This is a genomic window from Adlercreutzia sp. ZJ176, from assembly GCF_011038975.1.
GTDB lineage: Bacteria > Actinomycetota > Coriobacteriia > Coriobacteriales > Eggerthellaceae > CAAEEV01.
Genome location: NZ_JAAKEC010000002.1, coordinates 13,613 through 36,910, shown reverse-complemented (window position 1 = coordinate 36,910; position 23,298 = coordinate 13,613). Strand labels below are relative to the sequence as shown.

The following is a 23,298-nucleotide window of genomic DNA, read 5'->3' as shown; positions in this document are numbered from 1 at the left end:
CACCGCATCCCCACGCGCACGAAAAAGGGGCGCCCCGCGAGCTGCGAGGCGCCCCTGACTCGTCTTCGCCTAAAAGGCTCAGGCTTAGAGCATGGCCTGGATGGTGATGAACAGCGGCGAGAAGGTGAGCGCCACGATGGTCATCAGGTTGATGAGGATGTTCATCGACGGGCCCGAGGTGTCCTTGAACGGGTCGCCCACGGTGTCGCCCACGACGGCGGCCTTGTGGGCCGCGGAGCCCTTGCCGCCATGGTAGCCCTGCTCGATGTACTTCTTCGCGTTGTCCCACGCACCGCCGGCGTTGCTCATGAAGATGGCCATCAGCATGCCCGTGGACACGGCGCCCGCGAGGAAGCCGCCGAGCATGGCCGGGTTGAAGCAGCCGATGGCGACCGGCACCACGATGGCGAGGATGCCGGGGGTCATCATCTCATGCAGCGCGCTCGTGGTGGAGATGCCCACGCACTTGTCGTACTCGGGCTCGGCCTTGTACTCCATGATGCCGGGGATCTCGCGGAACTGGCGGCGCACCTCCTCGACCATCGCGTGAGCCGCGCGCGACACCGCGCCCATGGTAAGCGCCGCGAACATGAACGGCATCATGGCGCCGATGAAGATGCCGGCCACGATCAGCGGGTCGGTCAGCGTCAGCGAGAACTCGGGGATGGAGTGGTGCATGGTCGCCTGGAACGAGACGAACAGCGAGATGGCGGACAGGCCCGCAGAGGAGATCGCGAAGCCCTTCGCGATGGCCGCCGTGGTGTTGCCCACCGCGTCGAGCGAGTCGGTGCGGTCGCGCACCTCCTCGGGCAGGCCGGCCATCTCGGCGATGCCGCCCGCGTTGTCGGCCACGGGGCCGTACGCGTCGACGCCGATGGTGATGGCGGTGTTGGAGAGCATGCCCGTGGCGGCGAGGCCGACGCCGAACAGGCCCACGGCGATGCCGCCCTCAGCCGTCGCGTTCGGGAACGCGAGGTTGCCGAACGTGTACGCGCCGATGATGGCGAGCGCCACGAGCACGATGGGGGCGATGGTGGACAGCATGCCCGTGCCGATGCCCTCGATGATGACCGTGGCCGCGCCCGTCTCGGCGGACTCGGCGATCTTGTGGACCGGCTTGTACTTGTCGGAGCAGAAGTACTCGGTGATCTTGCCGATGGCGAGGCCGGCGACGAGGCCGCAGATCACAGAGCCGAACAGCCAGAGGGGCTCAGCCTCGGTCGACTGGGAGCTCCACAGGAAGAAGATGCAGAAGATCACGATGATCTCGAGGCCGGCGGCCAGGTACGTGCCGCGGTTCAGGGCCTTGTGCAGCGCGGCGCCCTCCTTGGTGCGCACCGCGAACAGGCCGATGATCGAGGTGATGATGCCGCAGGCCGCGATGACGACCGGCGTCACGACGGCCCAGACGAGGTCGCCCGTGGCGAAGTACCCGCCGAGCGAGCCGAAGGTGGCGGCCAGGATGGTGGGGGCGAGGATCGCGCCGGTGTAGGACTCGAAGAGGTCGGCGCCCATGCCGGCCACGTCGCCCACGTTGTCGCCCACGTTGTCGGCGATGGTGGCGGGGTTGCGCGGGTCATCCTCGGGGATGCCGGCCTCGACCTTGCCCACGAGGTCGGCGCCCACGTCAGCGGCCTTCGTGTAGATGCCGCCGCCCACGCGGGCGAACAGGGCCACGGCGGACGCACCGGTGGCGAAGCCCTCGACCATGCCCACGTTGTGGTGGACGAGCGACATGAAGTCAGCGGTGAGCTGAGAGGGCGACACGCCGGCCATCAGGCTGAACACGAGCGCGATGAGCCAGAGCGAAAGGCCCATGAGGGCGAACGAGGCCACGCACAAGCCCATGGTGAGACCGGACTTGAAGCTCACGTTGAGCGCCTTGGCGACCGACTCCTCGGCTGCGTGCGCCGTGCGCGTGTTGGCGCGCGTGGCGACGTGCATGCCCACGTAGCCCGCCGCAGCCGAGAGCACGCCGCCGGTCACGAACGCGAGCGCCGTGATGGGAGACAGCGCCACGGCCATCACGATGGCCACGACGACCATGAAGATGATGAGCAGCTTGTACTCACTCATCAGAAACGCCTTGGCTCCCTGCTGGATCTTCACAGAGATGCCGTTCATCTTCTCGGAGCCCGGGTCCTGCCTGAGCACCCAGCTTGCGAGGTAGCCCGCCACGCAAATGCCGATGAGCGCGCAAATGGGGGCAAGCCATGCGACTTGTGTGGTCACTTGTATCCTCCTTGACTTTTTTTGCAACACCGCAAGGGTGTCGGTACGACCTTCCAGCTCGGCGTTCTCAGCTGAAAACAATATTTGAGACATTCTAAAGTATTTGAAGGAATTGTGAAGCCCTCTTCCGCGCTTTATTGGGCGAAAGAACAAAACGCGCAGGCGCCTTGGCGCGCCCCGGGACGCCCCGAGGCGCGTTTGAAGCGCCCCGTCGCGCTTCTGAGTTCCCCGAGTCGCCCCAACGCGCCCGCGGCGGCCTCCCTACAGGTTCTCGCGCACCCAGGCGATGTTGCCGGTGACGGTGCTGATGAGGTCCTCGAGCGTGGCGAACGTCATCATGGGGCGCAGCCAGCTCACGAACTCGAGCTCGACCACCTCCCCGTAGAGGTCGCCCGAGAAGTCCAGGATGTGCGCCTCGACGTTGGCCTGGGCCTTGCCCTCGAAGGTGGGAGGGATGCCCACCGACACCGCCGCCTTGTAGCGCGCGCCGCCGACGTGCGCGTACGCCGCGTACACGCCGTCGCCGAGCGCGCGCAGCTCGTCGGGCACGTGCAGGTTCGCCGTGCGAAAGCCCATGTCGCGCCCTTCGCCGCGCCCGGGCTGCACCACGCCGGCCATGCGGTAGCGCGCGCCGAGCAGGCGCGCGGCCTCGCCCACCTCCCCCTCGCGCAGAAGGCCCCGGATGCGCGTGGCGCTGACCGGCGCGCCGTCGAGCTCAAGCAGGTCATGGGGGGCCACGAGCATCCCGTGGCGCGCGCCCCAGCGCTCGAGCGCGCCGACGTCGCCTGAGGCGTGCGCGCCGAAGCGGACGTCGCGGCCCACGAAGAGCGCGGCGGGCACGTGCGTGCCGCCGAAGGCGCGCTCGAGGAACGCCTCGGGCTCGAGGGCGGCGAACTCCCGCGTGAAGGCGAGGACGACCACGTCGTCGACGCCCTCAAGCTCAGCGAGCGCCTGCAGGCGCTGCTCGTTGCTCATGAGCTTGCGCAGCGCCCCTGCCGCGAACACCTCGTCGGGGTCGCGGTCGAACGTCACCACGACGGCGCGCGCGCCGAGCTCGCGCGCCTTGCGCACGGCCTCGCCGATGATGAAGCGGTGCCCCGCATGCACGCCGTCGAACACGCCGAAGGCGCACGAGGCGCCTGCGAAGAGCGACACGTCGAAGCCCTCCTCTGACCTATAGGTCGCCACGGCTCACCCCCGTCTGGAACACGCAGCGCGTCTTGTAGCGCCGCGCCACGCCGTCATACTCGTAGATGCCCGCGAGCTTGTTGCCCGCCACCACGGCCACGAGCTCGCCGGGGCGCACGTCCTCGCAGCTCTCGCGCACGCCCGCCGTGCAGGCGCACATCTCGAGCGCAACCGGGCCGAACCGGTGCTCGCAGAGCGCGAGCGCGCCTGCCGGCAGCTGGTTGCCGTTTGCCACCGCGCGTTCGACCGCGGCGTCCGCGAAGGCGAAGCGCAGGCCGAGCAGCCGGATGGGGTCGAGCGCCGCGCGCGTCCCCACCTCGGCGAGCGTCTCGAGGCTCACGCACTCGTCGAGCGTGAGGTTGCCCACGCTCGTGCGCTGCAGGCTGCCCACGTGCGCCGCGCAGCCGAGCGCCGCGCCGATGTCGCGCGCGAGCGAGCGGATGTAAGTGCCCTTCGACACGTGGAACGCGATCTCCCACGCCGGCGGCTCGGACGCGTCGGCGCCGTAGATGCCCCGAAGCTCGGCGGCGTATACCTCGATGTCGCGCGGCTCCAAGCTGATGATGTTGCCGCGGCGCGCCTCGTCGCACGCCTTCTTGCCGTTGACTTTGATGGCCGAGTACACGGGCGGGAGCTGCTTGGACGCGCCCACGAGCGAGGAGGTGAAGGTGGTGGCGAAGAACGGGTCGAACACCTCGTCGGGCACGGGCGTGGTGCGGATGACCTCGCCCTGCGCGTCGTCGGTGTCGGTTGCCGCGCCGAACACCACGCGCACCACGTAGCGCTTGTCATGCCCCGTGAGGTAGGCGTCGAGGCGCGTGGCCGGGCCCACGCAGATGGGCAGCACGCCCGAGGCCAGAGGGTCGAGCGTGCCGGTGTGCCCCACACGCCGCTCGCCGAAGATGCGCCGGCAGCGGTTCACCACGTCGTGCGAGCTCATGCCGCTCGGCTTGTCGACGCCGACGACGAGGCAGAGCCCCGACTCCCCGCGCCTCATGCCGTGGCCTCGCGAAACGAGACGGCCTCGAGGCGGCGCGCAATAGCGTCGAGCGCGCCCTCGATGCCTGCGGGCAGAGTGAACCCCGCGGCCGCCTTGTGACCGCCGCCGCCGAACTCGCGCGCGATGGCCGCCACGTCGGTGTCGTCCTTGGCGCGGAAGCTCCCACGCACCTCGCTGCCCTGGTCGCGCAGCATGCACGCCACACGCACGCTGCCGATGGAGCGCAGCACGTCGACGAGCGGCTCGGCGTCGGCCTTAACGGCGCCGAGGCGGACCATGTCCTCCTGCGTGATCCAGCTCACCGCCACGCGCCCCTCCCTGAGCAGGCGCATGCGCGACACCGCGATCCCCTCGAGCTGCACCGAGGCGAGCGTGCGGCTCTGGTACACCTGGCGCGCCACGTCGGCCGGCTCGGCGCCGGCAGCCACCATCTGCGCCGCGGCGGCGAAGCACGCGTGGTCAGCGTTCTGGAACTGGAAGCGCCCCGTGTCGGTCACGAGGCCCGTGTAGGCGCAGGTCGCCAGCTGCGGCAGGCGCGCGCGGCCCTCCGCGCCGAGCAGGTGTTCCGCGAGCTCCCAGACGAGCATGCTCGTGGAGGCAGCGTCGGGGTCGGTGTAGCTCAAGTCCGACATGCGCTCGGGCACGGCGTGGTGGTCGACGGTGACGGTCAGCACCGCGGCGGCGTGGAGCGCGGCAGCGGCCGGCCCGAGGCGCTCGGGCGTGGGCACGTCGACGGCCACGAACACCGCGCGCGACACGGCCCGCTCATCCGCGAAGGCCGAAGCGGGCGTCATGTCGGCCACACCCGGCAGGAAGCGAAGCGACGCGCCGACCGGCTCGTCTGTGGCGAGCAGGCAGGTGACGCGCTTGCCGAGCGCGTGCAGCGCGTGCGCGAGCGCGAGCTGCGAGCCGAGGCAGTCGCCGTCGGGGTTGACGTGCCCGCAGATGAGGACGTCGTCGTATTGCGTGAGCGCCTCGGCGATGGCCGGAAGCGTGGCGTTCGTCTGGGGTGTGACGCTCATGCAGGCCTACTCGTCCGCAGCCGCAGCTGCGGCGTCAACGGCGTCAACGGCCTCGTCGGCGTCTCCCCCGGCGCCTGCCTCCGCCTCCGCGACGTCCGCCTCAGCTGCGCCGAGGTTGCGCTCGCGGTCGCGGTCGAGCGCGTAGGCGATGGACTCCGCCTCGTCGACCGATCGGTCAAGGTGGAAGCGCAGCTCAGGGGCCACGCGCCACGAGAGCTTCTTCGCCATGAGCGAGCGGATGCGCCCGCGCGCCGCCGCGAACGCCGATTCCACCTCGTCGTAGCGCTCGGGCTCGGTGGTGTAGAACACGTTGCACGCGCTGCGGTCAAAGCTCACCTCGCAGCCGGTGATGGTGACCAGGTGCAGGCGCGGGTCGGAGATCTCGAAGAGCATGATCGACGCGATCACCTCGCGGGCCTGCTCGTTTACCTTGCGGTTGGAAGCACCCTGTTTCACGGTGCACCTCCTTGTCGTCTATCTAAGAGAAGGCTACCAGATCCCCCGGACCCAGTAGCCTCACAAATTCGTTACGTGCGAGCACGGAGCGAGCAAGCGCCAGCGAGCTCGCAGCCCCGAAAAGCGTAGGTCGATCAGGCGCCAGCATGGCTCGCGCGCAGATTCCGCAGCGACTGTGACAGCCCAGTGGGCTGTCACACCAAGCGAGGACTGCCCGAGCACGTGCCATGCCGGCGCCCGATCGGCCGGCGGGACGCAGGAGACGTCCCGCCTGACAAAACATCCAAGCGGTTTACTCGGTACGCTCCACTTCCTTGACCTGGTAGCCTTCGATGGTGTCCCCCACCTTGAGGTCCTGGAACTTCTCGATGCCGATGCCGCACTCGTAGCCCTGCTTCACGGACTTCACGTCGTCCTTGAAGCGGCGCAGCGACGCCAGCGTGCCCTCGAAGATCACCGTGCCGTCGCGCACGATGCGCACCTTGTCGTCGCGGTTGATCTCGCCCTCGACGATGTAGCAGCCGGCGATGGTGCCCACCTTCGGCACCTTGAAGGTCTCGCGGATCTCGGCGATGCCGGTGTCCTCCTCCACGATGTCGGGCGAGAGCAGGCCCACGCGCGCGGCGTTGATGTCCTCGATGGCCTGGTAGATGACGCGGTACAGGCGGATGTCCACCTTCTCCTTCTCGGCCTGGGCCTTCGACTTGCCCGTCGGGCGCACGTTGAAGCCGATGATGATGGCGTCGGAGGCCGCCGCCAGCGTGACGTCGGTCTCGGTGATGCCGCCCACGGCCGAGTGCACGATGTTGATGCGCACCTCGGACTGGTCCATCTTCTCGAAGGCGTCGCGCAGAGCCTCGATGGAACCTTGCACGTCGGCTTTCACGATGAGGTTGAGGTCGGTCTGCTTGCCCTCCTCGATGCGGTTGAACAGGTCGTCGAGGCTCATGTGGCTCTTCGTCTCCTGCGCGGCCAGACGCTCGCGCAGCGCGCGCTCCTCGGCGAGCTTGCGGGCGTCGCGCTCGTCCTCGAACACGCGGAACTCGTCGCCCGCGGTCGGCACCGACGAGAGGCCGAGGACCTCCACCGGGTCGGCCGGGCGCGCCTCGGTCACGTGCTCGCCGCGCGGGCTGATGAGCGCGCGGACGCGGCCGTAGGAGGTGCCCGCCACCAGCACGTCGCCGGTGTGCAGGGTGCCGCGCTGGATGAGCACGGTGGCCACCGGGCCGCGGCCCTTGTCGAGGTTGGCCTCGATCACGAAGCCGGACGCCTCGGCGTCGGGGTTCGCCTTGAGCTCGAGCACGTCGGCCTGCAGAAGGATCGTCTCAAGCAAATCGTCGATATGCAGCTTCTTCTTCGCCGAGACCTCGACGAACATGTTGGTGCCGCCCCACTCCTCGGGGATGACGCCGTGCTCGACGAGCTCCTGGCGCACACGGTCGGGGTTGGCGCCGGGCTTGTCGATCTTGTTGACGGCGACCACGATGGGCACGTTGGCGGCCTTCGCGTGGTTGATGGCCTCAATCGTCTGTGGCATGACGCCGTCGTCGGCGGCCACCACGAGCACGATGACGTCGGTCACCTGGGCGCCGCGGGCGCGCATGGCGGTGAACGCCTCGTGGCCCGGGGTGTCGATGAAGGTGATCTGGCGGCCGTCGATGTTCACCACCGAGGCGCCGATGTGCTGGGTGATGCCGCCGGCCTCGGAGGCCACCACGCCGGTGTGGCGGATGGCGTCGAGCAGCGAGGTCTTGCCGTGGTCGACGTGGCCCATGACGGTGACCACCGGCGGGCGCGGCTTGAGGTCGTCCTCGGAGTCGTTGTACACCACGGCGTACTCCTCCTCGGGCGACACCACGCGCACCTTGCGGCCCATGTCGTCGGCGATGAGCTCGATCAGCTCGTCGCTCATGGACTGCGTGAGCGTGAGCACCTGGCCGAGCATGAACAGGCGCTTGATCACGTCGTTCGGCTGCACGCCGAGGACCTCGGAAAACTTGGCGACCGTGGCGCCCTGAGGCACCTCGACCACGCTCTCGTCGAGCACGAGCTCGGGGTCGAGCCCGCGCTCGATGGCTTCCATCTCGGCGCGCTCGCGCGCCTCGGCCTCGCGCTTCTCCTTGCGCTTCTTGCGGCGCCCCTCGCCCTCGTGCGTGGTGGCGGCGGCCACCGCCGCGCGCGCCTCGGCGAGCACCTTGTCGCGCTGGAGCTTCTCGGCCTGCACGGCCATCTGCGCGTAGCGGTCCTCGCCCTTGGGCGCCAAGGCCTCGAGCTCGGGGACCACCTGCACGCCGCGCTTGCCCTTCTTGCCGCGGGCAGCCTGCGCGCCGGCGTTCGCGCCGCCGCGGTTGGGCCGGCTGGCGCCGGTGCGGGAAGCTGCGCCCTGGGCCTTCTTGGCCTGGGTCTGCGTCTCCTTCTGGGCCTCGATGCGCTGCTTCTCAGCCTCGATCTGCGAGAGCAGCGAGCTGAAGTTGGAGGCGCGCTTGGGAGCCGGGGCGGGCGCGTGCTCGCGGGTCGCGGGCGCCGCGTGGGCGGAGGACTTGGCGCCCTTGCGGTTGCGGTTGCGCAGCGCCTCCTCGACGGCCTGCTTCTTGGCCACCTCGGCCGCGGCCTTGCGGGCGCGCTCGCGGGCGCGCGACGCGGCCTTCTCGCGCTCGACGCGCTCCTTCTCGGAGGCGATCTGCGCGCTGAGCGACTCGAAGCCCGAGGACACCGGGGCCTTCTTGAGCGGCTTCTTCGCGGGCTCCGCGGGCTGCTCGGCGCCCTTCTCGGCGCGGAAGGCGCGCGCGGCCTCGCGCTCGGCGAGCTCCTTCTCCACCGCGGCGCGGCGGGCGGCCTCCTCCTCGGCCTTCTTGCGCGCGGCGTCGGCCTGCTCCTTCTTGAGCGCGGCCTCCTCCTCGGCGGCAAGCTGGCCCGCGCGCTGCTTGATCTCGGGCGCGAGGTTCTTGCGGATCTTGTCGACATAGGCATCGGCGAGCACGCTCGCATGCGACTTTGCCGGGATCTTCATCTCATGAAGGCGATCGAGCAGATCCTTGCTCGTCATGTCAAATTCCTTCGCCAACTCATGTACACGCATGCTGGCCATATATCACTCCTCTGTCTTGTCGATATCGACGCCGCAACCGCGGGCAAGCTCGTCCGCGATCCTGGTGTAATCATCCTCGTTCAGCTTGCAGCGGAGGGCGCGGTCGAGCTTGCGGCCCTTCCAGGCGCGGGCGAAGCAGTCGCCCGAGCACACGTACGCGCCGCGCCCGGCAGCGCGCCCCGTGGCGTCATAGGAGACGGTGCCGTCAGACGCGCGCACCAGGCGATGTAGGGAGGCCTTCCCTGCCTGCGTGCCGCAGCCGATGCAGCTGCGCTGCCGTTTCTTCGTCTCCTGCATCACGTCACCTCGCGCCTTGGGGCCTTACGCCTCGTCGAGGTCGGCGTGAACGCCGCAGTAGCGGCTGTTCGGACGGGCGTGGTTGCGGCAGCGGGAGCCGTCCTCGCCCACGTAGATGCAGAAGTCGTCGTCCTCGACGTCATCCTCGTCGATGAGCTCGTTCTCGAAGCCGTCGAGCTTGCTCGAGAAGCTCGCCGACTTGATGTCGATGTGCCAGCCCGTGAGGCGCGCGGCGAGGCGGGCGTTCTGGCCCTCCTTGCCGATGGCGAGCGAGAGCTGGTCGTCGGGGACCACCACGGTGGCGTAGTGGTTCGGCTCGTCGATGGTCACGTGCGACACCTTCGCCGGCGACAGCGCGTTGGCCACGTAGACGGCCGGGTCGTCGTTCCACTGGATCACGTCGACGCGCTCGTTGCGCAGCTCCTCGACCACCATGCGGACGCGGCTGCCCTTCGGGCCCACGCAGGCGCCGACCGGGTCGAGGTTCGCCTCGCGGGAGGCCACGGCGACCTTGGAGCGCGCGCCGGGCTCGCGGGCGATCGACTTGATCTCCACCACGCCGTCGTAGATCTCGGGGACCTCGATCTCGAACAGGCGGCGGATCAGGTCAGGATGGGTGCGCGACACCACGATGGGCGGGCGCGCCTGCTCGCCGCGGGCGCGGGGGGTGTCGGAGTTCGGGTCGCGCACCTCGATGATGAGCACCTTGATGCGCTGGTTGTGGCGGTAGTGCTCGTTGGACGGGCGCTCGTTGCGCTCGCCCGAGGAGCGCTTCACGTCGTAGTGCGGCAGCTCGGCCTCCACGCCGTCGCGGATCTTGATGATGGTGAAGTCCGGCGTGCCCTGCAGCACCGTGCCCGTGACGAGGTCGCCCACACGGTCGGAGAACTCCTCGTAGATGGACTGGCGGCCGGCGTCGCGCACGATGGACGAGATGACGCTCTTGGCGTTCTGGGCGGCGATGCGGCTCACGTCGTCGGGCGTGACGTCGCGCTCCTCGAACTCGCTGTACTCGCCGGTCTCCTCGTCGGGCTCGCCGACGGGCACGAGCTCGTACACGTAGATGTGGCCGGTCTGGCGGTCGATGGTCACGCGCGCGTCCCACTCGAGGTCCAGGATATGCTGATAGCTCTTCGCCAGCGACGCCTCCAAGCGCTCGATCAGGTAAAACTCGTCGATCTTGCGCTCGTGGGCCAATGCCTGCAGAGCATCGATCAGTTCTGAAGTTGCCATCGTCTTCGCTTTCCTTCCTATGAGCTGAAGTCGATCGTGCCCTTCACGCGGGCACGTTTGATAACACCGAGGGGCACGCGAACCTGCGTGCCGTCAACGTCAAGCGCGACGTCGTCGCCGACCATGCCGCGCAGCTCGCCGACAAGCGAGCTGCGGCCGTCGACCGGGCTTTTGGTCTTCACGCAGACCGTCTCGCCGGCGAAGCGCTCGAAGTGCTCGCGCGTGCGCAGCGGGCGGTCGATGCCGGGAGAGGAGACCTCGAGCACGTACGCCCCGGGGAACGGGTCGATCCCCTCGAGGATGTCGCCCATCCACTTCTGGGAGGCCGCGAGCACGTCGAAGCTCACGCCGCCGGGCGCGTCAACGTACACGCGGATGGTCGGGGACTTCTTGGCCCCCACCACCTCGATGGTGACGATCTCGACGTCCTCCTGAGCCGCCCGCGGCTCGAGCGCCTCAAGCAGCTTTCTCTCCTTCGCGCTGAGCACGCGCACCTCCTCTGACCTTGCGTCGAACCTGACGTTTCGCGCGATGTGCCCTAACAACAAAAGAAAGCGGGACAAGCCCACTTTCCTCGAAAACGAAAAGTATTAAGCGCACCAGCGCGACAGTGGTAACGATGATAGCACAGGATCTGCGGGATTCCAAGCCCCCACGCAGGGGAAATTGAGGAATCCCGCTTTCCTACTTCCCGGCGCGCACCAGCTCCTCGGCCATCTCGCGCAGCTTGAACTTCTGCACCTTCATCGAGGGCGTCATGGGGAAGTCGTCCACCACGAACACGCGCTTGGGCACCTTGTAGCGCGCGATGCGCGGGATGGCCCACTGCCGCACGTCGTCCTCGGTGAGGTCCTCATGCCCCGGGCGCGTGCGCACGAAGGCGCCCACGATCTCGCCGTACTTCTCGTCGGGGATGCCCACCACCTGCGCGTCGAGGATGCCGGGATGCCCCAGCAGGAAGTTCTCGATCTCGAGCGGGTAGATGTTCTCGCCGCCGCGGATGATCATGTCCTTGATGCGCCCCGTCACGCGGTAGTAGCCGTCCTCGTCGACCATGCCGAGGTCGCCCGAGTGCAGATAGCCGTCGGCGTCGATGGCCTCGGCGGTGGCCTCGGGCATCTTGTAGTAGCCCTTCATGACGTTGTAGCCCTTGCAGCACAGCTCGCCCGGCTCGCCCACGCCGCAGAGGTGCCCGTCGGACGGGTCGATCACGCGCACGTCGACCGGCGGGTGCGCGCGCCCGACCGTCTCGCACTTGTGCTCGATGTCGTCGTCGGCCGAGGTCTGCGTGAACACGGGACTCGTCTCGGTGAGGCCGTAGCAGATGGTGATCTCCCTCATGTACATCTTGTCCATGACCTCGCGCATCGTCTCGGGCGGGCAGGGGCTGCCCGCCATGATGCCCGTGCGCAGGCTCGTGAGGTCGAAGGTGTCGAAGTCGGGGTGGTTGAGCTCAGCGATGAACATGGTGGGCACGCCGTAGACCGCCGTGGCGCGCTCCTTGTGGATGGCCTGCAGCACGAGGCCCGCGTTGAAGTCCTCCACGATGACCATGGTGGAGCGATGCGTGAGGTTCGCCATCACGCCGAGCACGCAGCCGAAGCAGTGGAAGAACGGCACGGGCAGGCACACGCGGTCGGCGGGCCCGAGCTTCTGGCCCTCGCCGATGTAGAAGCCGTTGTTCAGGATGTTGCGATGCGTGAGCATGACGCCCTTCGGGAAGCCCGTGGTCCCGGAGGTGTACTGCATCATGACGACGTCGTTGTTGTCGAACTGGTGCGCCGCCCACTCGAGCGAGCTGTCCGGGTAGTGCTGCCCTAAGAGCATGAGCTCGGGCACGCTGTAGAAGCCGCGGTGCTTCTCGGGCCCCATGTAGATGAGGTTCTCGAGGCAGGGGTACGCCTCGCTGCGCAGAAAGCCGCGCTGCTGCTCGAGCGACTCGGGCACCAGGCCGCGGATGATCTCGAGGTAGTCCACGTCGCGGTAGGCGTCGATCACGCACAGCGCCTTCATGTCGGACTGCTTGAGCACGTAGTCGAGCTCGTGGCTCTTGTACACGGGGTTCACCGTGACCATGACGATGCCCGCCTTCGCCGTGGCGTACATGAAGGTGAGCCAGTCGGGGATGTTGCGCGCCCACACGCCGAGGTGGTCGCCCGGCTTCATGCCGATGGCGAGCAGGCCCTTGGCCAGGTTGTCGGTGCGCTCGTCGAAGTCCTTGTACGTCCAGCGCAGGTCGCGGTCGGGGTAGACCACGAACTCGTGGTCGGGCTCTATCGCCACCTGGTCGCGGAAGTAGTCGCCGATGGTCTTCTCGGAGTGGAGCGGGTAGTCTGGCGAGCCGGGAGCGGGAGCGGGGGCGGAAGTGGTCATGCGCGCCCCCTACAGCGGTGTGTAGACGACGGCCAGAAACTTCGCCTTCTGCCCCTCGTGGGCGCGAACCTGGTGCGGCACGATGGAGTCGTAGTAGATGCTCTCGCCGGGATGCAGCACGTAGACCTCGCGGCCGTACTCGATCTCGATGCAGCCCTCCATGCCGAACAGCCACTCCTCGCCCTCATGCCCCACGAGCTCGTGGTCCATCTCGCCGCACGGGTCGACCGTAATGATGAAGGGGTCCATGTGGCGCGACGGGCGGCCCGCCGCCAGGCTGAAGTAGCTCAGGTCCCCCGCGTCGCTCGCGGTCTGAAGGCTCCGGGTGAGCTCCACCTCGCGCATCTGCTCGGTTGAGATGTAGGCCGGGCCGAACGCCTCGTCGTCGTCCATGAGCGTGCCGAGGCGCACGCCGAGCGCGCGCGTGATCTTGATGAGCGGCGCGAGCGACGCCGGCGCCGTGCCCGACTCCAAATCCTCGATCACCGAGACGTCGCAGCCGCAGCGGTCGGCCAAGTCCTGCGCGCTCAGGTGGTGCGCCGTGCGCAGCGTGACGATCTTGTGGCCGAGCTTGTTCTCCTCTTCAGCCATGAATGCTCTCTTTCCCTCGTGTTGCGGCCCTTGTGTTGCAGGCCCTCGTGTAGCGGCCCTCGTGTTGCAGCCCTCGTACGACGGCCCTCGTGTTGCGGCTCTTATGCAGCAGGGCCGCCGCATCACGCCCGGCGTGGTGGGGCGACCCTGCGTCCGCTTTTCGCGTAGAGCGTATTATCACCCGAAACGAAGGCGAAGGGAACGAGAATGGGGTACAAATTGAGCGCCTTAGGCGGCGAGCTTCTGCCCCTTGCGCGCGTAGGAGCGCTTCTGGATCGCGTCGACGCTCTGGACCACCGCCGCGTCGCCCGTGATGTTCACCACGGTGCGCATCATGTCGAGGATGCGGTCGACGCCGGCCACGAGCGCGACGCCCTCCACCGGCAGGCCCACCGACTGGAGCACCATGGCGAGCATGATCATGCCGCTGCCGGGGACGCCCGCCGTGCCGATGGAGGCGAGCACCGCGGTGAGCACGATGGTGAACTGCTGGCCGATCGTAAGGTCGATGCCGAACACCTGCGCGATGAAGATAGCGCAGACGCCCTGGTAGATGGCCGTGCCGTCCATGTTGATGGTGGCGCCGAGCGGCAGCACGAACGAGGCCACCTCGTCAGACGCGCCCATCTTCTTGGCGCACTCGAGGTTGAGGGGCAGCACGCCGACCGAGGAGGCCGACGCGAAGGCGAAGCCCATAGCGGGCGCCTGGTTCTTGAGGAACTTCAAGGGACTCATGCGCGCGAACACCTTCACGATGCCCGAGTACACGAGCGCGATCTGGCAGATCATGGCCACGTAGGCCACCACCACGAGCCACAGAAGCGGGGCTAAAACCTCGGGCCCGTTGTTCGCGATGACGGGCGTGATGAGGCCGAACACGCCGAACGGAGCGATCAGGATGATGCCGTGCATCACCTTGATGCACACGTCGGACATGGCGTTGGTGAACTCCACCACGATGGCGGCCTTCTTGCCCGCCGCGATGATGCCGAAGCCGAACACGAGCGCGATCACGATCACCTGCAGCATCGTGGCGTTGGCCATGGGCTGCACGAAGTTCGACGGGAAGATGTTCACGATGGTGTCGATGAACGACGGGGCCTCCTTGGCCTCGTAGACGAGGTCCTCGGCCGGCAGGACGTAGCCCGCGCCGACGTTCATCACGTTGGCGAAGATGAGGCCGAGCGTCACGGCGAACGCCGTGGTCGTGAGGTAGAACACGATGGTCTTGCCGCCGATGGCGCCGACCTTCTTCACGTCCTCGAGCGACACCACACCCGCGATGATCGAGAAGAGCACGAGCGGCACGACGATCATCTTGATGAGGTTGAGGAATATGGTGCCGAGCGGCTTGATGTAGGTGTCCGCGATCTCCGGCGTCCCCTGCAGCGCCAGGCCCACCACAACGCCGAGCGCGAGCGCGATGAAGATCCACGTGGTGAGCGAGAGCCGCTTGAACCACGGCTTCTTCGGCTCGGCTGCGGCGGCGCCGTCGGCGGGCGACGCCGACGGCGCGCTTTGCGCTTCCCCGGCGCGCGCCTCCTTGTCGTCAGTCATGAGACTCACTCTTCCCTTCTGTTACTAAAAAAATAGCGAAGCTCCACATAAGAGCTTCGCTATTATAGGGTAACTTTCCCATCCGCGCCCTGAGATCAGAGGGCGAACGCGGCTAACGGGCAACGGGCAACGCCTTAGCGGGAAGCAATGCCAGATGCCGCAGAAAGCCGCAGCGTCAAGCAGTTCCGTTCGTCCCGCCAGGGCGAGCGGAGCAAGCTAGCGCTTCTCGGAGAGCAGGCGGTTCAAGGCGTTGAGGTAGGCCTTCGTGGACGACACGATGATGTCGCCGTCGGCACCGCGCCCAGTGTACACCTCGCCGTTGCCGGCCTTCACGCGCACGGTCACCTCGCCGAGGGCGTCGATGCCGCGCGTGACGGACTGCACGGAGAACTCGGTGAGGTCGTTGTCCACCCTGATGATCTGGTTCACGGCCTTGTACACCGCGTCGACCGGGCCGGTGCCGTAGGCGCACACGGTGATCGGCTCGCCCTCGGGGTTCGCGAGCGTGAGCGTGGCCGTGGGCGTGAGCGGGAAGCCGCAGCTGATCTGGACGCTCTCGAGCGTGTAGAGCGCGCTCTCCTCGCGGTCGCGCTCGTTCACGAGGCTCTCGAGGTCCTCGTCGTAGACCTCCTTCTTCTTGTCGGCCAGGTTGAGGAACGCCTCGTACACCTGGTCGAGCTGCTCGCCCTCGAACTCGTAGCCGAGCTCCTCGAGGCGGTGCTTCAAAGCCGCGTGCCCGCTGCGCGCCGTGAGCACGATCTGGCTCGCGCCCGCGCCGACGTCGGCCGGGTCGATGATCTCGTAGGTGTCGCGCTTCTTCAGCACGCCGTCCTGGTGGATGCCCGAGGAGTGCGCGAAGGCGTTCGCGCCGACGATGGCCTTGTTGGCCTGCACGTTCATGCCGGTGATGGAGCTCACGAGGCGGCTCGCCTTGATGAACTCGCGCGTGTTGATGTCGGTGTGCGCGTCGAGCTCGGCCTCGTGCATGCGGACGGCCATGACCACTTCCTCCATGGCCGTGTTGCCCGCGCGCTCGCCGAGGCCGTTGATGGTGCACTCGACCTGCGTGGCGCCGTTCTTCACGCCGGCCATGGCGAGGGCCGTGGCCATGCCGAGGTCGTTATGGCAGTGCACCGAAACGGTGACGTTCTCAATGCCGCGCACGTTGTCCATGAGGTACTTGATGCGCTGGCCGAACTCCTCGGGCAGCGAATAGCCCGTGGTGTCGGGGATGTTCACCACCGTGGCGCCCGCATCGACGACCGCCTGGATGACCTTGACGAGGAAGTCGTAGTCGGACCTTCCCGCGTCCTCGGCGTAGAACTGCACGTCGCTCACATACTTCTTCGCGTAGGACACCGCATGCACGGCGCGCTCGATGCACTGGTCCTCGGTGATGCGCAGCTTGTCGCGCATGTGCGAGGGCGACACGCCGATGCCGGTGTGGATGCGGGGGCGCTTGGCGTACTTGAGGGCGTCGGCCGCCACGTCGATGTCCTTCTCGATGGCGCGCGTGAGGCCGGCCACCGTGGCGTCCTCGCCCGCGAGCTCGGCGATGCGGCGGACGCTCTCGAAGTCACCCGGGCTGGAGATGGGGAAACCCGCCTCGATGACATCCACGTTCAACCGCAGCAGCTGGCGGGCGATGACGAGCTTCTCCTCCGTGTTCATGGAAGCGCCCGGCGACTGCTCGCCGTCGCGCAAGGTGGTGTCAAAGATGTTGATCTTGCGGGTCATGGTTCCTTCTTTCCTGTCTAACCTCGTGCGCTTAACCGCATTTGCACATGATAGCAAAAGGGGCCAGTCTTTCCAGCCCCTTCTCAATATCATATGGCCTTCAAGCGCTTCCACCCCATGTCATCCTGAGCGAAGCGTCCGAAGGGCGCGGAGTCGAAGGATCTGGTCGCGAGCGGATAGCGCATGCGAGCGCGCCATGCCCGGAACCAGATCCTTCGACTCGCTTCGCTCGCTCAGGATGACACGGGAGGCGTGCACCACCCCTCAGGATGACACGGGAGAAAGCGAAGAAGTCACGCCCTACAGCGTGAGCGCCCAGAGGTTCTTCAGGTCGATGGCCGCGCGCAGCTCGTCGAGCACCTCCGCGTTCACCTCACCCTCCACGTTCATGTACACGAGCGCGCACTGCTCGGCGGGCTTAGTGCCGATCTGCATGGTGGTGATGTTGACGCCCGCCGCGCCGAGGATGGTGCCGATGGTGCCGATGCGACCCGGCGCGTCGACGTACTCGAATATGAGCGAGTGCTTCGCAGGCGCCATGTCGATCTTGTACCCCATGATGGAGGCGATGCGCGCGGCCTGATCGATGCCGAAGAGCGTCGAGGAGATCTCCACGCCGTCGGCGATGACGCGCACCGAGGAGGCGTACTCCTGCGCATCAGCCACGCCCGTGGTCTGCACCGAGATGCCGTGGCGGGCAGCCACCGAGTCGACGTTCGAGGACGTGACCGTGCTCAGGCGGCGGTACGTGAGGATGCCGTCGAGCACGCCCGCCACGAGCATCTCGGGGTCGGCGTCGGCGATGGTGCCCGCGAGCTCGACGCGCAGCGACTTCGGGATGTTGCCGAGCACCTGCGCGATGACGCGGCCCATCATCTTGCACGCCGGGACGTAGGGGCCCAGGGCGTCGAGCACCTCGGGCGGCAGCGGCGACACGTTGATGGCCGTGGGGACGATGGAGCCCTCGAGGCCCGCCCACACGTAGTTGGCGATCTGGATGCCCGCGCGCACCTGCGCCTCGCGCGTGACGGCGGCGATGTGCGGGGTGAGCAGCGCGTTGTCGAACTCGTGCAGCGGCCCCTCCGTGCAGGGCTCCTCCTCGTACACGTCGATGCCCACGGCCGCGATCTTGCCCGCGGCCACGAAGTCGGCCAGCGAGTCGGGCTGGTAGATGCCGCCGCGCGCCGCGTTCACCAGGATCACGCCGTCCTTCATGGCGGCGAACTCCTCAGGGCCGAACATGCCGATGGTGTCGACGGTCTTGGGCAGGTGCACCGTGATGAAGTCAGCCTGAGTCACCGCCTCGTCCACCGAGTCGTACAGCGTCACGCCGAGCTGCTCGGCGCGCTCGGGGCTGCAGTACGGGTCGTGGGCGATGAGGCGCATGCCGAAGGCGCGGGCGCGCTCGGCCACAAGGCCGCCGATGCGGCCGAGGCCGAAGATGGCGAGCGTCTTGCCGTAGAGCTCGGTGCCCACGAACTCCGTGCGCACCCACTCGCCCGCGTGCATGGAGGCGTTGGCCTGCGGGATCTTGCGCGCGGCGGCGAGCATGAGCGCCATGGTGTGCTCGGCGGCGCTCACGATGTTAGAGGTGGGCGCGTTGCACACGATGATGCCTGCCTCGGTGGCCGCCTCGATGTCGATGTTGTCAACCGTCACGCCGGCGCGTCCGATCACCTTGAGGTTCTCGGCAGCCTCGATCAGCGACGGCGTCACGAAGGTCTGCGAGCGCACGATGAGCGCCTCGTACGGCGGTATCACCTCGATGAGCTGCTCGGGCGTGAGGTCGAGCTTCACGTCAACCTGGTAGCCGCGCTTCTCCAGCGCCTCGATGCCCTCTTCGGCGATCTTCTCCGTAACCAGAATCTTCTTCGTCATGTGAGTCCCCATCATGTATGGCCGGCGGATCCGCGTGCGCCGCCAGGCGCGCGCCGCGCACGCAATGCCCGCGTGCGCTCACGCACCAGTGTAGGCGAGGCGCGCTCACCTGCGGCTAAGCAAGCGGCCACGAATCGGCGGGCGAGCCGGAAAACGCGCGCGAGGAGCAGGAGGGGCGCGCCCGAAAGCGCGCCCTCACGTCGGCGGCAGCACAGCCACGGCGCCAACGAGCAGCGACCACGCATCGCACGAACCCGATTCCGCACGCAGTCCGCAAACCCGGAACACACAACCGGGGCGACTTTATACCGCCAATGGCGGTATAATGATGGCGGTATTCGAAGAAACGGGCGCCTCGTCAGGGAGGGCAGCACCCGATCGGGCACTTGGAAAGTTCGCCCGTGAGCTCTGATAACGCCTCCAGCTCTCCGCGCCCTAAGGAAAGCAGGTGGATGATTACCGCCTTCTTGCATGGCATGAGACAAAGCCGCACATGCCTCTTCCCTGCAGGTTTACGCGGCGAATATGCCGCCCATCGCCTCATCTATCTGAGCGCCATATTCGCAACGGGAACAGACGACAGAAGCTATTGCTGAAAACCAATTCGAAGCATAGAATAGGCCTAGTTTCGGCCTAGGAGGATGACTGCCATGGCAGCACGTAACGCAGAGGTAAAAGCCTATGTTGTTCCTGATGTGAAGGCAGAGGCAGCCGAAGTATATGCGCGTTGGGGGATGAGCCTCAGCGATGCCATCAATGTCTTCCTGGTGAAATCCATTGATGCAGGCGGGCTTCCCTTCGATACGCAGGCTTTATCGAAGCCGCGCTACAACCCAGCTTCAGTTCTGCCCGTCGACCCTCGCTGGGGGGCCAGCGTGCTGCCCGCCGACATGGACGACGAAGAGGACGATGCTTATGCCCAGCTTGTCCGTTAGCCTCGCTCCTTGGCAGGTTTGGCTTGCCTACGTGCGGTTCGCCGACCATCCGGAAGTTGGCAAAGTGCGCCCAGTCGTCATCATCGACAGTGATACCGTTGCCGTTATTGCGGCGAAGGTGACCTCGGCAAGTCCGAAATCCCAGTATCAGTACTATGAGCTTCTCGACTGGCAAGAAGGGGGTCTGCTCAAGCCGTCGCGCGTCCAACTGGCGCCGCTCATCTCATTGAATCCTGACGACCTTCTCAATGGTGAGCCGTTGGGTTACCTGAGCGAGCGAGACAGAAGCGCTTTCGCCATCCTGCTCGAAAGCAGCAGCGCCTGAGGAAATGGTCAAGTTGACCTTATCTTCACTTTATTGCCGTTATCGGCAATAAACAGGCGTGATTTGCTATAGTCACTATATGTTTTTGCCGATAGAAAGCTAGGCAACTAGAGCCTTCTGGCCGCACGACGCATAATGAAGGCTGCCTGCGTGTGCAGGCCTCAGGATGCGCGCGCAGACGAGAAACCGCAGCGGAGCACCGCGCCTTTATTCCGCCGTCGGCCAGCACAAAAGAAGAAGGCGCCGCCCCAGCAGGCGACGCCTTCTTTACTGCTTGCGACGATCAGGTGAGCTTGCGCCTGCGCGCAGCAACCGCACTTGGCAGCCGCGCTCTCGCACAGCAACCTTACTTGGCAGCCAGCTCGCTTGCGCGACAACCGCACTTGGCAGCCAGCGCACTTGCGCAACTGCGCTCCCCCTACGCGTTCTCGTGCTCGAACTTGTCCATGAACTGGACGAGCGCCTCGACGCCGGCCTTCGGCATGGCGTTGTAGATGCTCGCGCGCATGCCGCCGACGGAGCGGTGGCCCTTGATGGACTCGATGCCCGCGCCCTTCGCCTCGGCTACGAACTTCGCGTCGAGGTCGGTGTCGCCCGTGATGAACGGCACGTTCATGAGCGAGCGGTCCTCCTTGCGCGCCGTCGCCGTGAAGAGCTTGCTCTGGTCGAGGAAGTCGTACAGGATGCCCGCCTTCTCGACGTTGCGCGCCTTCATCGCCTCGAGGCCGCCCATCTCCTTCAGCCACTTGAACACGAGGCCGCAGATGTAGATGCCGTACGCCGGGGGCGTGTTCGACAGGCTCTTCGCATCGGCCTGCGTCTTGTAGCGCATGATGGTCGGCGTGAACGGCAGCACGTCCTCGCGCACCAGGTCGTCGCGCACGATCACGATGACCACGCCCGCGGGGCCGACGTTCTTCTGCACGCCGCCGTAGATCAGGCCGTAGTCAGCCACGTTCACCGGCTCGGAAAGGAACATCGAGGACACGTCGGACACCAGCGGGATGTTGCCCGTGTTCGGCAGCTTCGGGTAGCGCGTGCCGTAGATGGTCTCGTTCTGGCAGATATAGACGTAGTCGGCGTCGGGCGCGAACTCAAGGCCGTCGACGTCGGGCACGTAGGAGAAGTTGCCGTCCTCGGAGCTCGCCACGCAGCGCGCCTCGCCGTAGAGCTTCGCCTCCTTGAACGCCTTCTTCGACCACGAGCCGCTCACGATGTAGTCGGCCTTCTTGTTCTGCATGAGGTTCATCGGGATCGCCGCGAACTGCTGCGTGGCGCCGCCCTGGAGGAAGAGCACGTGGTAGTTCTCGGGGATGCCCATGAGCTCGCGCAGGTCCGCCTCAGCCGTCTCGATGATGCGAGCGAACGGCTTGGAGCGGTGGCTCATCTCCATGACCGACATGCCGCAGCCGTCATAGTCGAGCATCTCCGCCGCCGCCTGCTTCAGCACCTCTTCAGGCAGAACCGCCGGTCCCGCCGAGAAATTGTAAACTCTGCCCATTGTTAGCGCGCTCCTTTTGTCTTTCTTGCTGAGGTAACACGGGCGGCACGTCGCCGCCCCTTCTGCCTGCCGTGACAGAACTGTCTTATTGTAGCGCCAATTTAGCACGCTAAAGCGAAATATCGCCAGAAGGCGGGAATCCCCCACCCCCGAGCGCCACCATGCCGTGATGGATAACGCTCTGCGGGAGGTAGGCAACGGCTACGCTCGCCTTTAACACCTTCGAAATGATGCGGGTTTCGGTATGTCTTGATAGAGCTTGCCCTTTTCGCCCTTGTCGTTGCCTGATCCTTCGCCACGCTAAAGCATGCAGAAGTGCTCGCCCCAAGCGGTCGAGAGCAGGTTATTCACGGCCCTCTCAACGGTTTCCCTATGCTGCGGCTGGACGAGGAACATGTAATAGCGCTGTGAGGTGGGTTTGAACTTCAAGGCAAGTCCCGATGCGCCCGGGAAGGCTTGGCTTCCCAGCAGACTGTCGAGCTGCTGGACGTAGAAAGGGTCCTTTCGCCTCGCCTTGTGCTGGTAGTAGATGACGCTAGATCCCTGGGCATAGTAGCTGGCGAGCTCGGAAGGCAGGACGTATTTGTTCTCCTTCGGCCTCCCCATAGCGGAGGGCACCACCAAGCCGTTGTCCGGATCCACGAACACGACGTCTTTTCCAGCCATCATGGCAAGCGATTTCCTGAACCATTCGCTGCGACACGCAAGCCTTTCCGGCCTTTTTCTTCCCGCAAAGTCTAGGCAATCCGAGAAGAACGTCGCCTTTAACACGCGGTTGTTCTCCATGTAGCCAACTTTCCGTCTGTTCGACTTGACGATTAACCCGAGCTCCACCCACAGCTTCTCATCGCATTCGCGATACTTGTCTTGGTCGAGGTACCTCACATGACGGCCGTCGCCGCTGTGCGTCTCGTCAGGGGCCAGATACCAGTTGAGTCCGATCGACAAGCCCTCGGCCTGCAAGGCGCGCAGGATACCGAGTTTGCTGAAATCACCTATGTCGCCCGCGTATCTATTCTGCATGACCGTTTTCCTTGACCTCTTCTCGTAGCTGTTCCCTGGCCACATTCTAAAACACAACTGCGCCAGCCACTCCGTGTGCCTGTGCAACAGCTTCGGCTTCGCCCCCGAGCGCAACAGCGAGCATGCGACCTTCGGACTGATGTCCGGCTGGCTAAATGACCGCAGCATAAAGAGCACCAAGAGCTGCCGTACGAAACTGCGCAACCGCCGAACCCAGCAACCGATGACGATCATGACTCTGCACGACCTTCTGGTGAGGGCGAAAGCAGACCCCGCCACCCAGGCGGCGGTCAAGGATCTACGCAGGACGATGACTGGGTACGCGAAGCGCTATGGAACGCAGAACCCCCTGATCTCCCACCTTGGGTTTGTTACGAAAGTTCTTGACGCGGCGGGGCTTTGATATCACTCTGCTTGCAGACGCAAAAACCTCCGAGGTTTTGTAAGGGCCGGTCCTACTGGGACTGGCTCTAGTTGTTTGTGGGGCGATTCGCGGGTCCTCTTTCACGAGCTCGCCGCTCAGCGCGCACCGCGTCGATCTCGGCGTTGATATCCTCAAGCGTCACGTCGCTTGTCGCATTATGCTTCCACACGAGCTCAAGCTCACGCTGAGCGACCCTCTGATCGTAGAAGCGAATCGCCTCAGCCTGAGATACAAGCTCCGTTGAAGCGCAGACGTTCATGTTGCCCCCTACACATACGCGTCGACCGTGACCCTGGGGAATCATGAGCATAATATTGCATACTGCGCCGCGCGGAGCAACAGGAAAGTGGAAGTATCTGACTCACCGATGCAGCTCGCGGACGGCAACAGAACGGTCTGGGCCAGCGGCAAGGCGGCCACGCGTACTTCAGGATTGAC

General features: G+C 66.1%; 18 protein-coding genes. 2 read left to right on the top strand and 16 right to left on the bottom strand.

The window, feature by feature from the left end:
• Nucleotides 1-84 precede the first annotated feature (84 nt).
• The 14 genes from G7Y50_RS01060 to serA all read right to left on the bottom strand — a co-directional run bounded on the left by G7Y50_RS01060 (nt 85) and on the right by serA (nt 18,652).
• Nucleotides 85-2,232 carry a sodium-translocating pyrophosphatase gene (locus tag G7Y50_RS01060; protein ID WP_165056201.1) on the bottom strand — a complete coding sequence of 716 codons (2,148 nt, stop codon included), beginning with the start codon at nt 2,230-2,232 and terminating at the stop codon, nt 85-87.
• 261 nt (nt 2,233-2,493) lie between these two features.
• Nucleotides 2,494-3,420, bottom strand: coding sequence for a riboflavin biosynthesis protein RibF (gene ribF, locus G7Y50_RS01055; RefSeq protein WP_165056199.1), 927 nt, complete (start codon nt 3,418-3,420; stop codon nt 2,494-2,496).
• Nucleotides 3,407-4,417 (bottom strand): tRNA pseudouridine(55) synthase TruB, encoded by a 1,011-nt coding sequence (truB, locus tag G7Y50_RS01050; protein WP_165056197.1) that lies wholly within the window; start codon nt 4,415-4,417, stop codon nt 3,407-3,409. The genes ribF and truB overlap by 14 nt, the downstream gene beginning before the upstream one ends.
• Nucleotides 4,414-5,442, bottom strand: coding sequence for a bifunctional oligoribonuclease/PAP phosphatase NrnA (locus tag G7Y50_RS01045; protein ID WP_165056195.1), 1,029 nt, complete (start codon nt 5,440-5,442; stop codon nt 4,414-4,416). Before G7Y50_RS01045 ends, truB begins: the two co-directional genes overlap by 4 nt.
• A gap of 6 nt (nt 5,443-5,448) precedes the next feature.
• A complete protein-coding gene (rbfA, locus tag G7Y50_RS01040; RefSeq protein ID WP_165056191.1) occupies nt 5,449-5,898 on the bottom strand; it encodes a 30S ribosome-binding factor RbfA in 450 nt (149 codons plus the stop codon).
• Between the two features lie 292 nt (nt 5,899-6,190).
• Nucleotides 6,191-8,986 (bottom strand): translation initiation factor IF-2, encoded by a 2,796-nt coding sequence (gene infB / locus G7Y50_RS01035; RefSeq protein ID WP_165056187.1) that lies wholly within the window; start codon nt 8,984-8,986, stop codon nt 6,191-6,193.
• Between the two features lie 3 nt (nt 8,987-8,989).
• A complete protein-coding gene (rnpM, locus tag G7Y50_RS01030) occupies nt 8,990-9,283 on the bottom strand; it encodes an RNase P modulator RnpM (protein WP_165056184.1) in 294 nt (97 codons plus the stop codon).
• A gap of 24 nt (nt 9,284-9,307) precedes the next feature.
• Nucleotides 9,308-10,516, bottom strand: a complete 1,209-nt coding sequence (gene nusA / locus G7Y50_RS01025; protein ID WP_165056181.1) for a transcription termination factor NusA — start codon at nt 10,514-10,516, stop codon at nt 9,308-9,310.
• A 17-nt stretch (nt 10,517-10,533) separates the two neighbouring features.
• Nucleotides 10,534-11,004, bottom strand: coding sequence for a ribosome maturation factor RimP (gene rimP, locus G7Y50_RS01020; RefSeq protein ID WP_165056179.1), 471 nt, complete (start codon nt 11,002-11,004; stop codon nt 10,534-10,536).
• 196 nt (nt 11,005-11,200) lie between these two features.
• Nucleotides 11,201-12,889 (bottom strand): AMP-binding protein, encoded by a 1,689-nt coding sequence (locus G7Y50_RS01015; RefSeq protein WP_165056177.1) that lies wholly within the window; start codon nt 12,887-12,889, stop codon nt 11,201-11,203.
• A gap of 9 nt (nt 12,890-12,898) precedes the next feature.
• Complete coding sequence (locus G7Y50_RS01010) at nt 12,899-13,480, bottom strand: helix-turn-helix domain-containing protein (protein ID WP_165056175.1); 582 nt, start codon at nt 13,478-13,480, stop codon at nt 12,899-12,901.
• Between the two features lie 228 nt (nt 13,481-13,708).
• Nucleotides 13,709-15,037 carry a dicarboxylate/amino acid:cation symporter gene (locus G7Y50_RS01005; protein WP_165056173.1) on the bottom strand — a complete coding sequence of 443 codons (1,329 nt, stop codon included), beginning with the start codon at nt 15,035-15,037 and terminating at the stop codon, nt 13,709-13,711.
• Between the two features lie 216 nt (nt 15,038-15,253).
• Nucleotides 15,254-16,774 (bottom strand): 2-isopropylmalate synthase, encoded by a 1,521-nt coding sequence (locus G7Y50_RS01000; protein WP_165056171.1) that lies wholly within the window; start codon nt 16,772-16,774, stop codon nt 15,254-15,256.
• Nucleotides 16,775-17,074: 300 nt separating this feature from the next.
• Nucleotides 17,075-18,652 (bottom strand): phosphoglycerate dehydrogenase, encoded by a 1,578-nt coding sequence (serA, locus tag G7Y50_RS00995; protein ID WP_165056169.1) that lies wholly within the window; start codon nt 18,650-18,652, stop codon nt 17,075-17,077.
• Nucleotides 18,653-19,302: 650 nt separating this feature from the next.
• Between serA and G7Y50_RS00990 the strand changes: the two genes are divergently transcribed.
• The gene (locus G7Y50_RS00990; protein ID WP_206214719.1) at nt 19,303-19,587 is read left to right on the top strand and encodes a type II toxin-antitoxin system RelB/DinJ family antitoxin; all 285 of its coding nucleotides are present in this window, start codon (nt 19,303-19,305) and stop codon (nt 19,585-19,587) included.
• Entirely contained in the window at nt 19,568-19,912 is a 345-nt protein-coding gene (locus G7Y50_RS00985; protein WP_165056165.1) for a type II toxin-antitoxin system PemK/MazF family toxin, read from the top strand. Before G7Y50_RS00990 ends, G7Y50_RS00985 begins: the two co-directional genes overlap by 20 nt.
• 418 nt (nt 19,913-20,330) lie before the next feature.
• On the opposite strand, the gene serC is transcribed toward G7Y50_RS00985, so the two are convergent.
• Nucleotides 20,331-21,413, bottom strand: coding sequence for a 3-phosphoserine/phosphohydroxythreonine transaminase (gene serC / locus G7Y50_RS00980; protein ID WP_165056163.1), 1,083 nt, complete (start codon nt 21,411-21,413; stop codon nt 20,331-20,333).
• A 300-nt stretch (nt 21,414-21,713) separates the two neighbouring features.
• Nucleotides 21,714-22,436: a hypothetical protein gene (locus tag G7Y50_RS00975; protein ID WP_165056161.1), complete on the bottom strand. Its 723-nt coding sequence runs from the start codon at nt 22,434-22,436 to the stop codon at nt 21,714-21,716.
• Nucleotides 22,437-23,298: the final 862 nt, after the last annotated feature.

What these genes read in the sequence shown, in the direction of transcription:
- serC (WP_165056163.1), bottom strand. Translation starts at nt 21,413, where the DNA reads ATGGGCAGAGTTTACAATTTCTCGGCGGGACCGGCGGTTCTGCCTGAA.
- infB (WP_165056187.1), bottom strand. Translation starts at nt 8,986, where the DNA reads ATGGCCAGCATGCGTGTACATGAGTTGGCGAAGGAATTTGACATGACG.
- G7Y50_RS00990 (WP_206214719.1), top strand. Translation starts at nt 19,303, where the DNA reads ATGGCAGCACGTAACGCAGAGGTAAAAGCCTATGTTGTTCCTGATGTG.
- G7Y50_RS01010 (WP_165056175.1), bottom strand. Translation starts at nt 13,480, where the DNA reads ATGGCTGAAGAGGAGAACAAGCTCGGCCACAAGATCGTCACGCTGCGC.
- nusA (WP_165056181.1), bottom strand. Translation starts at nt 10,516, where the DNA reads ATGGCAACTTCAGAACTGATCGATGCTCTGCAGGCATTGGCCCACGAG.
- G7Y50_RS00975 (WP_165056161.1), bottom strand. Translation starts at nt 22,436, where the DNA reads ATGCAGAATAGATACGCGGGCGACATAGGTGATTTCAGCAAACTCGGT.
- rnpM (WP_165056184.1), bottom strand. Translation starts at nt 9,283, where the DNA reads ATGCAGGAGACGAAGAAACGGCAGCGCAGCTGCATCGGCTGCGGCACG.
- serA (WP_165056169.1), bottom strand. Translation starts at nt 18,652, where the DNA reads ATGACGAAGAAGATTCTGGTTACGGAGAAGATCGCCGAAGAGGGCATC.
- G7Y50_RS01015 (WP_165056177.1), bottom strand. Translation starts at nt 12,889, where the DNA reads ATGACCACTTCCGCCCCCGCTCCCGCTCCCGGCTCGCCAGACTACCCG.
- G7Y50_RS01045 (WP_165056195.1), bottom strand. Translation starts at nt 5,442, where the DNA reads ATGAGCGTCACACCCCAGACGAACGCCACGCTTCCGGCCATCGCCGAG.
- G7Y50_RS01005 (WP_165056173.1), bottom strand. Translation starts at nt 15,037, where the DNA reads ATGACTGACGACAAGGAGGCGCGCGCCGGGGAAGCGCAAAGCGCGCCG.
- truB (WP_165056197.1), bottom strand. Translation starts at nt 4,417, where the DNA reads ATGAGGCGCGGGGAGTCGGGGCTCTGCCTCGTCGTCGGCGTCGACAAG.
- G7Y50_RS01000 (WP_165056171.1), bottom strand. Translation starts at nt 16,774, where the DNA reads ATGACCCGCAAGATCAACATCTTTGACACCACCTTGCGCGACGGCGAG.
- G7Y50_RS00985 (WP_165056165.1), top strand. Translation starts at nt 19,568, where the DNA reads ATGCCCAGCTTGTCCGTTAGCCTCGCTCCTTGGCAGGTTTGGCTTGCC.